Raw genomic sequence first — 16,334 nt, forward strand, 5'->3', positions numbered from 1 at the left:
ATTTCAAAGTAAAGTCCTGCAACTATTTGATACGTGCCACGGCGACATGGATGCTGCCGTTGTTCTGTCTTGCACAAGCTTTAAAGCAATGCTTAAAGCTTGCTCAGGAAGTGCCATCAGATCAACAAAGGGGTTTTGTTACTTTTGTCCCGTCAAAAGTAAAAGAAAATATCTTCTAACAACTAACTAAATAATCAGCTTAAAAAATCAAATTCAAACTTGACCTAAAAGTTAGCCATTTCCCCTCAATTTCAAACTGAAACAATAAATCCCATGTTAAACTATTCAATGGTTTTAGCAGGGACTCATCTATGCACTTTGTTCATCTTGGTATTCATACAGAATTTTCGATTACTGAATCCATCGTACGGATACCTGACTTGGTCAAAGCTGCCGAAGAAGAACAGATGCCTGCCCTTGCGCTCACGGATCTTTCTAACCTGCATGCTGCCGTCAAGTTCTATGGCAAATGTCTGAGCAAAGGCATCAAGCCGATTCTGGGTTCTGAAATTCGCCTGAATGATGCCGAACATCGCATGACCTTATTGGCCATGACCAATACCGGCTGGCGTAATTTGACTGAATTAGTATCTGAAGGCTTTATCAGTGGCCAGCAACTGGATATTCCCTGCGTTCAAAAACAATGGATTTTAAATCAGCCTGAGGACATGATTGCCCTGCTCGGCATGCATTCCGATGTCGGCAAAATGCTGATGAGTTCAAATCCGCAAAAAGCGGAACCGCTGCTAGAAGAATGGGTCGAAAAATTTGGTAATCGTGTTTATCTTGCCCTGACCCGTACCAATCGTCCGGATGAAGATAACTTTATTCTGGAAGCCGTTAAGCTGGCAAAAAAATACAATATCGGTGTGGTCGCACATAATGATGTGCATTTCATGACCCGTGAAGATTATGAAGCGCATGAAGCACGGGTATGTATTGCAGATGGTTATGTGCTTGGTGACAACCGCCGCCCTAAAACCTATTCACCTGAACAATATTTCAAATCTGCTGAAGAAATGACGGCGCTGTTCTCGGATATTCCATCTGCGATTGAGAACACCTATCACATTGCCAAACGCTGTAATGTGACGCTGCAACTGGGCAAATACTTCCTGCCTGATTATCCGATTCCTGAAGGTCATACCATTGATACCTTCTTTGCACACTTGTCCAAAGAAGGTCTGGAAGAACGCCTGAATTTCCTGTATCCGCCTGAACAACGTGATGAAGACTGGCCAGAAATCCGCAAGCCTTATGATGAGCGTATCGAATACGAGATTAACATCATTAACTCGATGGGATTCCCGGGCTACTTCCTGATCGTGATGGACTTCATTCAGTGGTCGAAAAGTAACGGCGTTCCGGTCGGTCCGGGCCGTGGTTCGGGTGCAGGTTCACTGGTCGCCTATAGCTTAAAAATTACCGATCTTGACCCGCTGCGTTATGAACTGCTGTTCGAACGTTTCCTGAACCCGGAACGTGTTTCTATGCCCGACTTCGACGTCGATTTCTGTATCGCAGGCCGTGACCGCGTGATTGACTATGTAGCACGTACCTATGGCCGTGATGCGGTCTCCCAGATTGCAACATTCGGCACTATGGCGGCCAAAGGTGCGATTCGTGATGTTGCCCGCGTTTTGGGTAAATCTTATGGCTTGGCGGATCGTATCTCGAAAATGATTCCGACCAAGCCTTTAGGTCTAAGCCTGCTTGAGTCACTAGAAGCTGAACCCCAGCTTAAAGATATCGTCACCAATCCATCCAATCCAGACCATGACGATGCAGCCGAAATCTGGGAAATGGCACTGAAACTGGAAGGTATTACCCGAAACACCGGTAAACACGCCGGTGGTGTGGTGATCTCGCCAACCAAAATTACCGATTTCTCTGCGGTCATGTGTGATGCCGATGGTACCGGACGCGTGGCACAGTTCGATAAAGACGATGTCGAATCTGCAGGTCTGGTGAAGTTTGACTTCTTGGGTTTGCGTAACCTGACGGTGATTGAAGATGCGGTTAAAAATATCAATAAACGCATCAAATCTGACAAGCCTTTAGACATTGCCTATATCCCGCTTGAAGATAAAGACGCGTATTTGGTCTTTGCCAATGCCAACACCACTGCGGTATTCCAGTTTGAATCCGTGGGCATGAAAAAGATGCTGAAAGAGGCACGCCCAAGCAAATTTGAAGAAATTATTGCTTTCGTATCACTGTACCGTCCAGGTCCGATGGATCTGATTCCTGACTTTATTCACCGGATGCATGGTGGCGATTTTGAATATCTGCATCCCTTGCTTGAAGGCGTACTAGAACCCACTTATGGGATTATGGTGTATCAGGAACAGGTAATGCAGGCTGCACAGTACTGTGCCGGCTATACCCTCGGCGGCGCGGATTTGTTACGTCGTGCCATGGGTAAGAAAAAACCGGAAGAAATGGTCAAACAGCGCCAGATCTTTATTGAAGGTGCATCGAAAAAAGACATTGATGAAGCCACGGCCAACCATATCTTCGACTATATGGAAAAGTTCGCCGGCTACGGTTTTAACAAATCGCATGCGGCTGCTTATGCTTTGGTTGCCTACCAAACTGCATGGCTGAAAGCGCATTATCCGGCAGAATTCCTGTCTGCGGTATTGACCTCGGAGATGCAGAACACCGACAACGTGGTATTCCTGATTGATGACTGTCGCAAGAATAATCTGGAAGTTTTGCCACCGTCAGTGAATATGTCGCTGTATCAATTCCATGCTATCGATGAGCAAACCATTGTCTATGGTCTGGGGGCGATTAAAGGCGTTGGTGAAGCGGCGATGCAGTCGGTGATTGACTCGCGTGCGCAAGAAGGTCCATTCCGTGACTTGTTTGATTTCTGTCATCGTATTGACCTAAAAAAAATCAATAAGCGTACTCTGGAAGCACTGATTCGTTCAGGTGCACTGGATTGCTTAGGCATTGACCGTGCCGACCTGATGGCACAACTGCCTGAAGCGGTTCAAGCTGCGGAACAGGCACGTTCCAATCGTGAAACCGGCATCATGGACCTGTTTGGCGAAGTAGAAGAAGTTCAGCGCAAGCCATCTAAACCGGTCAAACCTTGGGCGGATGAAGTTCGCCTGAAAGGTGAAAAAGACACGCTTGGCCTGTATCTGACTGGCCACCCGATTGATGTGTATCGCAATGAACTGAAAGCCTTTGTACCTAGTCAGCTCAATGAGCTGACGCCGACACGCCGTGGCGTGACCACCGTGTTTGCAGGACTGGTGGTGGATATTGCCAATTTCCCGAACCGGATGATGATGACACTGGATGATGGTACGGCACGGATTGAGATTTCAGCCAATCACGAACGCTTCAACCGCTTTAAAGAGATTATCCAGCTCGATAAAGTGGTGGTGATTGAAGGCGAAATCTATGAGCGTGAAGGCTTTGACCGTCCGATGGGACGTCTCACCAAAGCATTTAGCCTGAATGAAATTCGTCAGAAACGTGCCAATAGCATCAAGATTACTCTCACAGCCGAGCATTTCAGCAAGAGCTTGAGCCGTGACCTGCAGCAGATTCTGACTCCTTATTGCAATGTCGATATGTCAGCACATATTCCGGTGATTCTGTATCTGGACTATCCGTATGCCACGACTGAACTGCATCTGGGTCTCAACTGGAAAGTCGCCCCACTGGATGAGCTCTTAGCCAAATTGCGTGACTATTTTGGTAAAGAAGCCTTGCATATTGAGTATCAGGTCAAGTCCAAAGCTGCCAAAGCCGTGTCCTATGAACAGGCCAAGCCGGTGGATATTCCTCCGCCGCCTGCGGGCATGAGCATGGATGATGCACTGGAGCTGTATCAGGCTGAATCCCAGCCGCAATATTCATAAATCCTGATCTTTAAAACACCTTAAAATTGGAATCCTCATGAGTCAAATTGACAATGCTGCTGTTTCAGCACATCTCTCCCATGTGCGTATTGTCATGGTCAATACCACTTTACCTGCCAATATCGGCAGTGCCTTACGTGCCATGAAAACCATGGGCTTGTCCAAGCTGGTTCTGGTGGCACCGAAAACCTATCCGCATCCGGATATTGACGCGCTGGCCGCGGGTGCAACTGACCTGATCGAGCAGATCGAGATTGTAGAAACCCTTGAAGATGCCATTAAAGACTGTCAGATTGTATTCGGTACCAGCGCACGTAGCCGTACCATTCCCTGGCCGCTGTTAGATGTGCGCCCTGCCGCTGAAAAAGCCATGTCCGCCGTGGTACAAAATCAGCAGGAAGTCGCGATTCTATTTGGCCGTGAAGACCGTGGTCTGACCAATGAAGAACTGGCGATGGCCAATTATCATCTGACTATTCCTGTGAATACTGATTATGGCGTACTGAATGTAGCTCAGGCGATTCAGGTGATCTGCTATGAGATGCGCATGGCAACGATGAGTCAAATTGAACAGCCACGTGATGCTAAAGCGACCATGCAAGTCATTGATGGCATTGAAATGGAATGGGATGAACCTTTAGTCAATCATGCGCAGATGGAACAGTTCTATCCGCACTTGGAAAAAATGCTGGCAGAAATTGAATTTATGGATCCAAAAAATCCAAGATTATTGCCTTTACGCTTGCGTCGTCTCTTCGGACGTATACAATTAGATCGTATGGAATATCACTTACTTCGTGGTATTTTCAGCCGTGTTCAGGCATTGAATAACGGTACCTGGAAAAAATCTTCACACACATCATCACAGGACGAGGATCAAATCTAATGCTAAAACAGCTCAAAGAAGATATACAAGCTGTCTTTGCGCGCGATCCTGCAGCACGCAATACCTTAGAAGTCTTAACCACTTACCCTGGCATTCATGCGCTGATCATGCATCGCATGGCACATGAGCTATGGAACAAAGACTGTAAAGGAACTGCGCGTGCGTTGTCTTCGTTTAGCCGCTTTGCCACAGGCATTGAAATCCATCCGGGTGCAAAAATTGGCCGCCGTTTCTTTATCGATCACGGTATGGGTGTCGTAATTGGCGAAACTGCTGAAATTGGCGATGACGTGACGCTTTATCACGGCGTGACTTTGGGTGGAACGACCTGGAACAAAGGTAAACGTCATCCAACCCTAGAAGATGGCGTAGTAGTCGGTGCCGGTGCCAAGATTCTTGGGCCATTTACCGTAGGTAAAAATGCCAAAGTCGGTTCTAATGCGGTCGTTACCAAAGCGGTTCCTGAAAACGCCACAGCTGTGGGCAACCCGGCACGTTTTATCACCAAAGACAAACCCAAAGATGATGCTGAAGCGCGTCGTCGTGACTATGCAGAAAGCATCGGTTTCCAGCCCTATGCAGCAACTGAAGACCAGTCTGATCCGATTCTTGAAGGCATGCGGATTTTGCTGGATCGTATTCAGCAAAATGAAAAACGCATGAACAACTTGTGCAATCGTCTTTCTTTGTTAGATCCGACCTTTAACAAACAGCAACAGGATGGCCAGCCTTTGAGCAAAAAAGAGTTGGAGATTCTGGAAGAAGCGCGCCGTGAATGTGAAGCGCAAACCAGCCAATCCAAAGCCTGAATATCACACTTCACTCTGTAACACGGGTTTACTTGCATGATCGTTATACTTTTCATAGACTGACGATCATGCAATTTTTGAATAGATGTTTTAAAAAATAACAGAATGGATGACTATTATGACCTTTAAGCCCTTGGCACTTGCTTGCTTAGCATTCACAATTACTGCGTGTTCGACCACTCCTCAGAAATCTGCTGAGAAACCTATAGATCAAGTGGTTTTTGTAGAGCCTGAACTGAGCCCACCATTTTATGCTTTAAATCCATTCAATTATAATGAACCGCCTGAATTTGAAGTGCATTTGAAAAAAGCTGCAGCCCAGCCTGTAACCAAGATGGTGGTGACGGATCCTAATGATCCATCCAAGCAATTGACCCTAGATGTGAATAAACTGATTATTCCAGTGGTAGATAGCAATACCCGTGCAATGCGTTATGCAGCACTTGCCAATTCAAATGAAATCGATATCACCGAAATTGACGATTTCCTGCAAATGGTCGAAGGTAAGGCACGTCATTATCCACCACGTTTCAGCGATCGTCAGGAACGCCGTGGCTTTGAAGCCAAACTACGTGAAGTCACCCGACAACTGGATACTTTAGCGGCCCGTCCAAATGCCTCTTTTGATGTGTTGATGCGTGCTTTTAAAGCCAGCGTGATGGCACGTAACCTGGATCTGGGTTCAGTTTATACCACCAATTCCCTGACCTATGCCCAGCGTATTCTCAAAATTAATCCAGATGATCCTGAGGTCAACTTCTGGTTTGGTTTTGGTCTGTCTGAAGGCGGTGGTCAACGTGAAGCCATCGCTTATCTGGACAAAGCCATGAAAGCTGGCGTTCAGGAGGCTTATCTTTCTGCAGCCAATAATTATATTGCATTGGAACAGAAGAAAAATGCCACTCAAACCTTGACGAACTATAAGGTGAAATATCCGCAAGAAGCTGAAGTGGCGGACCGCCTGATTCAGGAAATTGAGAAAAACGGCCGCTGGAATGTTTGGCAAATTCTGCAAAGCTCAACACCTGCTCCGGTTGCAGAGCCAGCAACAGCACCTGTAACGCCATAACAAGATTCGCTTCAATTTGATTACAAATAGACTGCTACGGCGGTCTATTTTTATGGAAAAAAATTAGTAAAATACAAAACATTATCCCGCTTTATAACTTGAATTCAGTGAAAAGTTTTATGCACGAAAAAATAAATAAAAGATTAATGCTGTGCACTTTACTCATCACCAGCGTACTCAGCGGCTGTCAGGTGGTCAGTGTTAAGGAACAGGCCATTAATGTCACGCTGAACAATGAGCGTGACAGTATCTTGACCCGCGACAAGCTCAGTGAAGCCAGCCTGAATGTGTTGTCCATGACAGGTCGTGAAGCCCAGATCTGTATTGATCAGCCCGAAGAATGTGTGGAAGATCTGAAAAGTATTCCCCAAATTTTAGATGAACAATTGCTTTCTACAGCAAGTGAATTATATCTAGCCAACTCCTTACAAAATGCCAAGTCTGCTGAATGCAACACCGGAATTTTAAACAAAACCCGATCACCGGAAAAACAGCAACAACACAAGCAGAACATCCAGAAATGTCTGGATCAGCAGCTCACTATGCTGGATAAAAGCATTCGTTATAGCTATGCCTATCTATTTAAAACCGAGCGTGCGCCGCAAGAGCGTATTTTTGATAACCGCCAGGTCCAGATTCGTGACTTTTATAACCTGGCGATTGCTCATCTGATTCAACGCTATGCTGAACGTTATGAAGCCAAACAGTCCGGCCAGCGCATTCAGGTCGGTGACAGTGTATACACCATTGATCTGGAAAATTTTCCGCAGCTGAAAAACCAGACCATTGAACAGCTGATGTCCACCTATAACATGAACTTTTCCGGCCTGCGTTCTATCACCCGCCGTGATGGTTTTGGTTCAGAATTTTTAGTGGTCTTACCTGAAGCACAGCAAACCGAGCAGGATAAAAAATATATTGTCGATCCGCTCAAGCATAACTATCCAAATGGTATCAATCCAAATATTCATTCAGCCCGCTATCTGGCGACCACCATTACCGCTGTACCCAAATCCGCGAATTCGACCGAACAGATTCTCTCTAGCTCTGAGTTTCACCTGAAACTCTATGATCCTTATAAACATGAAAAGATCAAAGTGGCTTCGAAAGAATATGCGCTGGCCGCCAACTTTTCCGCACCTTACGGCTTATGGCTGGCCGAGAACAATCTGGGGCGTTTAGCCTATCTAACCCTGATTAATCGCGAAGACAGTCTGAGCATGCCGCATCTGTACATGCTGGAACCTTATAATCCGGACAAGAAAGTGCTGGTATTGATTCATGGCTTGGCCAGTAGTCCTGAAGCCTGGATTCGTCTGACCAACGACATTATGGGTGATCCGGTATTAAGAGAAAATTTCCAGGTCTGGCAGGTATTTTATTCTACCAATATGCCGATTCTGGAAAGCCGTTTTCAAATTAATGCACTGGTTCAGCAAGGCTTTGCCCGGGTTGCGAATAATGCACCAGCCAAAAAAGATGCGGTACTGGTCGGACACAGTATGGGAGGTGTGATTGCCCGTTTGATGGTCAGTCAAGCCGATATTACCCAAGATGCATTCAAGCTGGTACAAAATACCCGCATTGCACAGTTTAAGGATAACCCGCTCTTTAAAGCACGCCTGCAAATGCAGCCTATTCCAAATTTCACCCGGGCCATTTTCTTAGCAACTCCGCATCGTGGGACAGAATATGCCGACCGCTGGCATACCAAACTGGCCCGTAAAATTATCCGTATACCGGGTGCATTTTTGGGTGCCTTTGCCGATACCCTGCAAGGCCAGATTGGGTTAAACGAATTTGTCAAAGAACTGGGGCATGACCTGATTCAAAATGGTCCGAGTGATCTCAGTGAAAATTCAAAATTTACTGCATTAACTGAGGATATTCAGCCTTCTAAAAACATCAAATTTCATTCTATTATCGGCAATACCGTAGATACTCAAGATACCAAGCTCATGAGTGATGATATCGTTTCATACGAAAGTGCTTACTTGGAAGGTGCAGTATCTAGCAAAGTGATTAAGGGCGGACACTCGATTCAGGAAACGCCTGAAGCCGTACTAGAATTACGCCGGATTCTCAGATTACATCTGACCGATCTTGGTCTTTATGATCCGGAATAAACTATCGTCTTGATTTAGACTCACCACCGCATGTTCGCATCCGGTGGTTTATTTTTAAAAATTGCAAATAATGCTGAATAAGAAGCCATAGCGACAGATCTGAGCGCTGACTTAAAGATTCATCTGGAATTTCATTTCTTTCTAAAAATTAAATTTGATAGACTTGCTGCAATACAGCTTTAAAGCTGAATTGAATCAGCAGATTCATTTCACATTTTCGATTCCCTGCGCTCAATCATTTGGGATTGGCCAGATTGAAAACGTGCTTTAAATTTTCCTGCATAGCCTATTGAGCAGTATTTGCATTTATCTCTTGTTGAAAGGATTTATTTTTAATGACCAGTTCAGAAATTATGGCTGATCTTTCTACCTTAACGCCCATGATGCAGCAATACATGTCGGTGAAAATGCAGCATCCGCATTCATTGATGTTTTATCGTATGGGTGATTTTTATGAACTGTTCTTTGAAGATGCACACAAGGCAGCCAAGATTTTAGGCATTACCCTGACCCATCGCGGTAAAGCCAATAGTCAGCCGATTCCTATGGCGGGTGTGCCTTATCATGCAGCCGAAGGCTATCTGGCACGTCTGGTCAAAAAAGGCGAAACCGTGGTGATCTGCGAGCAGATCGGCGAGGTTACTGGGAAAGGACCGGTTGAGCGTGGTGTGGTGCGAATTATTACACCGGGCACCCTGACCGATGATGCTATGCTCGGTGCACATCAGAGTTCGAATCTGGTAGCTTTATGTATTCAGCAGAATCAAATCGGCATTGCACTTCTCGATCTCAGCGCCGGCTTATTTAAAGTCCAGCAGCAGGATTATGATCTTAACCAGCTCATGATTGAACTGGCGCGTTTGATGCCAAGCGAAATTCTGCTGGATGAAAATATCGCTGATCCAACATTGACCGAACAACTCAAACAGCAACTGGATATCTCGGTCACCAAACGTCCCGATGTCGATTTTAACCTGAACAATGCACAAAAAACCTTGTGCGACCAGTTTGCCGTCAGCACACTTTCCGGTTTCGGGATTGATCATTTGCCGTTGGCTAAAGCAGCGGCTGCGGCACTGATTCACTATGCAAAAGAAACCCAGAAAACCGCTTTACCACATATTCGTTCGATTCAGCTAGAACAGAGTTCCGACTTTATTGCCCTAGATCCAGTGACGCGTCGCAATCTGGAACTGATTGAGCCTTTATTTGAGCATGGTACTTCACTGTTTCAGTTAATTAATGATTGCCAGACGGCTATGGGTGGACGCTTGCTGAGTCGCACCCTGATGCAGCCTTTGCGTGACACTGCCTTGCTGGATGAACGTTTAGATGCCATCCAGGCCCTGCTACAAGGTTTCCATGAAGTACCTGTACGTTTGGTACTTAAGGAAATTAGCGATATTGAACGTGTCCTGAGCCGAATTGCTTTGGGCAGTGCCCGACCGCGGGATCTGGTACAACTACGTCAGGCCTGTGCGCAAATTCCATTTTTACGCCATGCCCTACAGCCGATTGTCAGTCAACAACAGTCTGAGCTATTAATCCAGCTAAATGAAGAACTCGGAGATTTCCATGGCCTGCATCAACGCTTGATGTCTGCCATCGTAGAAAATCCGCCGGTATTGCTGCGTGATGGGAATGTGATTGCCGAAGGCTTTGATAGTGAACTGGATGAATTACGTCAGATTCGTGATCACGCCAGCCAGTTCCTGATTGATCTGGAAATTAAAGAACGTGAAGCCAGCGGAATTCCGGGACTGAAAATTGGTTATAACCGAGTGAGTGGTTATTATATTGAACTCTCACGTGCTCAGGCCGAACAGGCACCCGAGCACTATATCCGCCGTCAGACTCTGAAAAATGCTGAACGCTATATCACACCTGAACTGAAAGCCTTTGAAGATAAGGTTTTATCCAGTGAATCCCGTGCTCTGGCGCGTGAAAAAATGCTGTTTGAAATGCTGCTGGATGAATTACGTCAGGATATCGGCAATTTACAGATGATGAGCAGTGCCATTGCCCAGATTGATCTGGTGGCAAACTTTGCCCATCAGGCACGTTTACGCAACTGGTCGCGTCCAAAATTCAGCCCTGAGGTTGGCGTAAGTATCACTGCCGGACGACATCCGGTGGTAGAAGCCCTCAGTAAAACGGCCTTTACCCCGAACGATACGCGACTAGATTTTTCCCATCGGATGGCGATTATTACCGGTCCCAACATGGGGGGTAAATCCACCTTTATGCGCCAGACTGCATTGATCGTGTTGCTGGCTTATTGCGGCGCCTATGTTCCAGCGCAAGCTGCAACTTTAGGTCCGGTTGACCGTGTCTTTACCCGTATTGGCTCTGCCGATGATTTATCGACAGGAAAATCGACCTTTATGGTGGAAATGACCGAAACCTCGCAAATCCTGCACCATGCCACCAGCCAATCTTTGGTACTGATGGATGAAGTCGGCCGTGGAACCAGTACCTATGATGGTTTGTCGTTGGCTTGGGCCTGTGTGCTAGATCTGACGAAACGCATTCAATGTTTGTGTCTATTCGCTACGCATTATTTCGAACTGACTGAACTGGATAAGGAAAATGCCATTGATAACTACCATGTCACGGCTAAAGAGCTGAATGGCAATCTGATTTTATTGCATAAGGTGCAACATGGCCCGGCCAGCCAGAGTCATGGCTTGCAAGTCGCGAAATTAGCAGGCATTCCGGCTGCGGTGATTAAAGAAGCACAAAACCGCTTAAAGATTCTGGAAAAGCAGCATCAGGCCAAGCCACTGAGTCCGCAGCACGATCTGTTTGCCATACCTGAAATGATAGAGCCTATAGAACGCATCATCGAAATTGAGAAAGAATCGCCTGCACTAGACTTACTCGAAGATATTGATGTAGATAGTTTAACTCCACGCGAAGCCTTAGCACAATTATATGCACTAAAAGATTTACTCAAACAACCGGGGTAATTCTCTAAGTCATAGACCTCATCCCGCATGGGGTCTAGCACTGATTTATACTTGAATTTAGCCCTATTCCGGCTTTTTTCAAATTTAACAGCCCTATATATAACAAATATCAATAAAAGGAATTGTTAGTTCCCCCTGTTTTTGCCTAAAATACAGTATTCGTAAATAGAACCATATTTTTTAGGTAGCTGTCGCCATGACCTTCGTTGTCACTGAAAATTGTATTAAATGTAAATATCAAGACTGTGTTGAAGTTTGCCCTGTAGACTGTTTCTATGAAGGTCCTAACTTCCTGGTGATTAACCCGGACGAGTGCATCGACTGTGCCTTATGCGAACCTGAATGTCCGGCGAATGCAATTTTCTCTGAAGATGAATTACCAGAAGGCCAAGAAGTATTTATTGAATTGAATGCTGACCTGTCGCAAAAATGGCCAAATATCACACAAATTGGTGACCAGCCAGCAGATCGTGAAGAATGGAATGGTAAAGCTGACAAATTACAATATCTTGAAAAGTAATTAGTTTAAACTTTAAAAGATCAGCAAATGCTGATCTTTTTTATACTCAACGCACACATTTCATTGCAATATTCTCCAAATTTCTCCCTATATTTAGTCTAAAATAGCGCTATTTTGTAAATATCTGATTTCTATAAATGAAGAACTTGTTAAAGGGATTATTGAGTCTTTGTATAATTCCTCTGGTTTTTGTGGGCTGTACCACGACCACAAAACAACCTGGACAGGCCACCACACCTGCTGGAAAACGGATTTACATTCCACAAGAACGTGTTCATTACGATCGTAAAGCCCACCCAAAAACTGTGCCTTATGTGTATACCCACTGGGTATCGGCACTGGATAATTTGTCACGCGTGCGTGAATATGAGATTTTTCTGGAACGTCATGGGGTTGGCAATATCATTCCAAGTTTCGAGTTAATGCGTACTGCACGTGATTGGGCCAAGTGTGGTCGTTCCCAATACATGATTCCAAGCCGTGAATTATGGGCCAATCAGGTGCCAACCTTAAAAGTCTTTAAATATCTGGTTGCAGCCAATGTACTGACTGATTTTGAAGTCACATCAGTTTATCGTGACCTGCCTTTGAACCAGTGTGCCGGTGGTGCCAATTCTTCACGCCATCTGTACAACTCTGCCATCGATTTCCGGATTGGACCTGAATATCCGCAAGCACAAGATTATAGCTATATTGAAAATACCAAGTTCAAATTGTGTCAGTTCTGGGTACAGCATGGTCAAAGTCTGAATATGGGACTTGGCATGTATGCTTCTGGCCAAATCCACATCGATACCCAAGGTTATCGTACCTGGGGACCGAGTTTGGGTCGTAATTCCTCGATGTGTAATTACTAAGTCATGACAACCGCCCTACAAAGTTCATTCAGGACTTTGTAGGGCCTAAAAAATCAGCACCTATAGAACAATAAATTGCGCTCTGCCGCGAAAAGTTTAAAATGCACGCATCGCAATTAAGGTGCTAAGACTATGCAACAAATGTGGACAGACATTGATCACTACATTGATTCACATTTAATTCCTGAAGACCCCATTCTGAATCAAACTCTTGAGAATACCGCAGCGCACGGTTTTCCTGATCATCTGGCTGTAGCACCAAATCAAGGCATGTTGTTGCAGATGCTAATCCAGATGAACCAGTGTAAACGTGTACTGGAACTCGGCACATTTGCAGCATATAGCACCATGTGGCTGGCACGTGCCTTGCCTGATGATGGCTATATCCTGACCATTGAAGGACGTGATACCCATGCGGCAATGGGTCAGGAAAATATTGATCGCGCGCAGCTTAAACAGACCGTCGAACTGAAATGCGGCCGTGCAGCAGATGTGCTTAAAGCCCTGCCTGCAGATACTGAAGCTTTCGATTTCATCTTTATTGATGCAGATAAACAGAGTTACCCTGAATATCTGGAGCTCAGTTTAAACCTGTCGCACTCAGGTACACTTATTTTTCTGGACAATGTCATTCGTGCTGGCGAAATCATTAATCCGGACAATAATAAACCAAGTATTGAAGGCATTCGTGACATGTTTAAAGCGCTTCAAAATCATCCACGTATCTTGTCATGCACTGCTTTACAAACGGTTGGCAGCAAAGGACATGATGGTTTTGCACTCGCGATTGTGAAATAAAACAAGAAGAACAAAAATCACCCAATGACATATTTATTATAAATAACATTAACTTATAAATATTAACCACAGAGTTATCCACAATATATGAGGATAACTCTGGTCATTTTTAAATCAAGCTGTAACAATTTACGATTAGACTTCGCGCTTGGCTATTTTATGCAATCCTTACTTCGCAACCAGTAAAGGTACTTTGGAATTCCGGAAAATCGTGGTCGCAATACTGCCCAAAAAGAACTGGTGAATTTTACTGTGACTAAATGCACCCAACACGATCAGTTGAATCCCGAGTTCCTGTTGATAGGTCAAAATATTTTCTGCGACATCGCCATAGCGGTATTGTGGCACCACATCTAAACCGGCCTGATTTAAATATTGCAAAGGTTCATTTAGAATTTCAGCATGATCACCGATATATAACAGATGACATTGCAATAAGCGCAGCAGATCACTTTCCGCAATCCGTTTCATCATCTTGATACAGGTCGGTGAATATTCATAGGCGAAAATAAATCGTGTCGGCGGCTTAAACTGTTCTCCGACCGTCATCACGGTACAGTTTGCCCCACGAATAAAATTTTCCACATTGGTACCAATCGGTTTGTTTTTTTCAGCGGAGCGTTCACCGAGTAATCCAATCACTGCGATATCATCAGGCTGCAGGATCTGAAAGCTTTGTTCCAGAAAATCACCCTTTTCCTGAATATGGGTGGTTTGAATGCCGTGTTCTGCCAGAATCCGCTCCGAAATGTGTTGCAGCAGGTTATTGCTATAATCCAGCGCGATTTCACTTTGTTTTTGTTCAAGCTCAGCCAGTTCTTTCAGTAACATGGCATTACTTTCAAAGCCAATCACTCCGCTGATTTCCCCCAGATGATAACTGGCCGGGTAATAATCCAAAACCTGTAACAGAACCAGTTCACGGCCAGTCTGTTTGGCAATCCATGCCGCCGCGTCTGCCAGCGCGTTTATACATGGCGATGAGTCGATGCAGGCGATGACACGTTTCATGTTTAGCCTCTCTTCTATTTATGATAAAAATTTCTTAGTTATTTTTAACTTAGCATAAGCATTCAAAAATGTGCAGCGAAATCTGTAAGGCTTGACTTGAAATATGTTAACTTTTATGTGAACAAATATAGATCAACATATCGATCTATCTTCTGAGTCAGGCTGTTGCATCAAGCAATTGACCTCCAAAAGCTTATTCACGATAGCGAATGAATTGGGCCGGATTACCGGCAACAATCGCACGCTCCTCGACATCCTTAGTCACAATACTGTTCATTCCCACCACGGCCTGATCTGCGATTTTAATTCCGTCCTTGATACCGACATGCGCACCGAGCCACACATCCCGTCCGATCTCGATGCCTTGCGAACGTACCGGCTGCTGATAAATTGGCTGCTCGGGATCCATGCCGTGATCAAAGGCATAAAGATGACAATAAGCGGCGATACGCACCTGATCATGGAGTTTAATTCCTACTCGACCGCCATCCAGAATACAGTGATGATTGATCGCCACTTCATTGCCGATCTCTAGTGGGCCATGTAAGGTGCAATCTGCGGCAATAAAGGTATTATCGCCAATGATGATTTTGCGTCCCGGCTCCGCGAAAATATGCGCAAGAGGTGAAATAAAACAGTTTTCACCAATCTCGATGGTTTCCATTTCCATCAAGTAAGTCTGATATTCCTTTTGCCACGCTTCTGCCCAGCCACGATTTTTCGGCTTTAAGGACCAGTACAGCCAAGGCATATAATTCAGGCGATGTTTGTGCTGCTCACGATATTTCAGTAAGGGATCTACGTCAGTCATCTGTCGCTTCTTCTATGATTTTGAGCTGTTCCCTGCCGCGGGTCACATCTTGAATTTTTAAGGCAAAGGGTTGAATTTGATGTAATTGAAATAAGGCGCTGACCTGTACACCTTCGGCTGTATATTCTTCCTGATATTCGATTTGCTGCTGATTCAATTCATATTGAAAGATGGCCCACTCATTGAATTGACAGGAAAATTGCACCTTTTTCTTTTCAATCAGTTCAATTTTTTCTGCCAACAACAAACATTGTCCAGCACACCCGCCATAGGCCCGTACCAAGCCCCCTGTTCCCAGCTTGATCCCGCCATACCAGCGATTGACCAATACCAGCACATTGGTCAGCTCATTACCTTCAATGGTCGCCAAAATCGGGCGTCCCGCTGTACCTGAAGGTTCCCCATCATCATTAAAGCGTACCTGATGGCCAATTTTCCAGGCCCAACATTGATGTGTGGTGCTTGGATCACGATGAGCCTCCAGAAAATCTTTGACGTCCTGCTCATTTTCAACAGGGGTGGCAAAGGCCTGAAAGCGGCTTTTTTTGATGTCTTCCTCAAAACTGACCAGACTGGCAATGGTAAATGGCATAA

The 16,334-nt window shown here is 45.1% G+C and carries 12 protein-coding genes; 9 read left to right on the forward strand and 3 right to left on the reverse strand.

What is annotated here, in order from left to right; translation table 11 throughout:
- Positions 1 to 311: 311 nt before the first annotated feature.
- The 9 genes from dnaE (at position 312) to F894_RS05805 (ending at position 13,918) form a co-directional block, all read left to right on the forward strand.
- Complete coding sequence (gene dnaE, locus F894_RS05765) at positions 312 to 3,884, forward strand: DNA polymerase III subunit alpha (RefSeq protein WP_005246653.1); 3,573 nt, start codon at positions 312 to 314, stop codon at positions 3,882 to 3,884.
- 37 nt (positions 3,885 to 3,921) lie between these two features.
- Positions 3,922 to 4,770 (forward strand): RNA methyltransferase, encoded by an 849-nt coding sequence (locus tag F894_RS05770; RefSeq protein WP_004646690.1) that lies wholly within the window; start codon positions 3,922 to 3,924, stop codon positions 4,768 to 4,770.
- Positions 4,770 to 5,579, forward strand: a complete 810-nt coding sequence (cysE, locus tag F894_RS05775; protein WP_004279928.1) for a serine O-acetyltransferase — start codon at positions 4,770 to 4,772, stop codon at positions 5,577 to 5,579. The genes F894_RS05770 and cysE overlap by 1 nt, the downstream gene beginning before the upstream one ends.
- Positions 5,580 to 5,697: 118 nt before the next feature.
- Positions 5,698 to 6,648: an ABUW_2363 family tetratricopeptide repeat lipoprotein gene (locus tag F894_RS05780; RefSeq protein ID WP_005246655.1), complete on the forward strand. Its 951-nt coding sequence runs from the start codon at positions 5,698 to 5,700 to the stop codon at positions 6,646 to 6,648.
- 119 nt (positions 6,649 to 6,767) lie between these two features.
- Entirely contained in the window at positions 6,768 to 8,774 is a 2,007-nt protein-coding gene (locus F894_RS05785; protein ID WP_034438165.1) for an esterase/lipase family protein, read from the forward strand.
- A gap of 335 nt (positions 8,775 to 9,109) precedes the next feature.
- The gene (gene mutS / locus F894_RS05790; RefSeq protein ID WP_005246659.1) at positions 9,110 to 11,743 is read left to right on the forward strand and encodes a DNA mismatch repair protein MutS; all 2,634 of its coding nucleotides are present in this window, start codon (positions 9,110 to 9,112) and stop codon (positions 11,741 to 11,743) included.
- 196 nt (positions 11,744 to 11,939) lie between these two features.
- On the forward strand, positions 11,940 to 12,263 hold the full coding sequence (gene fdxA / locus F894_RS05795) for a ferredoxin FdxA (RefSeq protein ID WP_004279936.1): 324 nt from the start codon (positions 11,940 to 11,942) through the stop codon (positions 12,261 to 12,263).
- A gap of 137 nt (positions 12,264 to 12,400) precedes the next feature.
- Positions 12,401 to 13,120 (forward strand): D-Ala-D-Ala carboxypeptidase family metallohydrolase, encoded by a 720-nt coding sequence (locus F894_RS05800; RefSeq protein ID WP_005246661.1) that lies wholly within the window; start codon positions 12,401 to 12,403, stop codon positions 13,118 to 13,120.
- 132 nt (positions 13,121 to 13,252) lie between these two features.
- Positions 13,253 to 13,918, forward strand: a complete 666-nt coding sequence (locus tag F894_RS05805; RefSeq protein ID WP_004279940.1) for an O-methyltransferase — start codon at positions 13,253 to 13,255, stop codon at positions 13,916 to 13,918.
- 168 nt (positions 13,919 to 14,086) lie between these two features.
- Here the strand turns inward: F894_RS05805 and F894_RS05810 are convergent, their stop codons facing one another.
- From F894_RS05810 to F894_RS05820, 3 genes are all read right to left on the reverse strand, one after another.
- Positions 14,087 to 14,929: a universal stress protein gene (locus F894_RS05810; RefSeq protein ID WP_004279943.1), complete on the reverse strand. Its 843-nt coding sequence runs from the start codon at positions 14,927 to 14,929 to the stop codon at positions 14,087 to 14,089.
- A gap of 193 nt (positions 14,930 to 15,122) precedes the next feature.
- Complete coding sequence (locus tag F894_RS05815; RefSeq protein WP_005246664.1) at positions 15,123 to 15,740, reverse strand: acyltransferase; 618 nt, start codon at positions 15,738 to 15,740, stop codon at positions 15,123 to 15,125.
- Positions 15,733 to 16,332 (reverse strand): IMPACT family protein, encoded by a 600-nt coding sequence (locus F894_RS05820; RefSeq protein ID WP_005246666.1) that lies wholly within the window; start codon positions 16,330 to 16,332, stop codon positions 15,733 to 15,735. Before F894_RS05820 ends, F894_RS05815 begins: the two co-directional genes overlap by 8 nt.
- Between the last annotated feature and the right edge of the window lie 2 nt (positions 16,333 to 16,334).

Source organism: Acinetobacter sp. CIP 51.11, assembly GCF_000369665.1.
In the GTDB taxonomy this organism is placed as follows: Bacteria; Pseudomonadota; Gammaproteobacteria; order Pseudomonadales; family Moraxellaceae; genus Acinetobacter; species Acinetobacter lwoffii_S.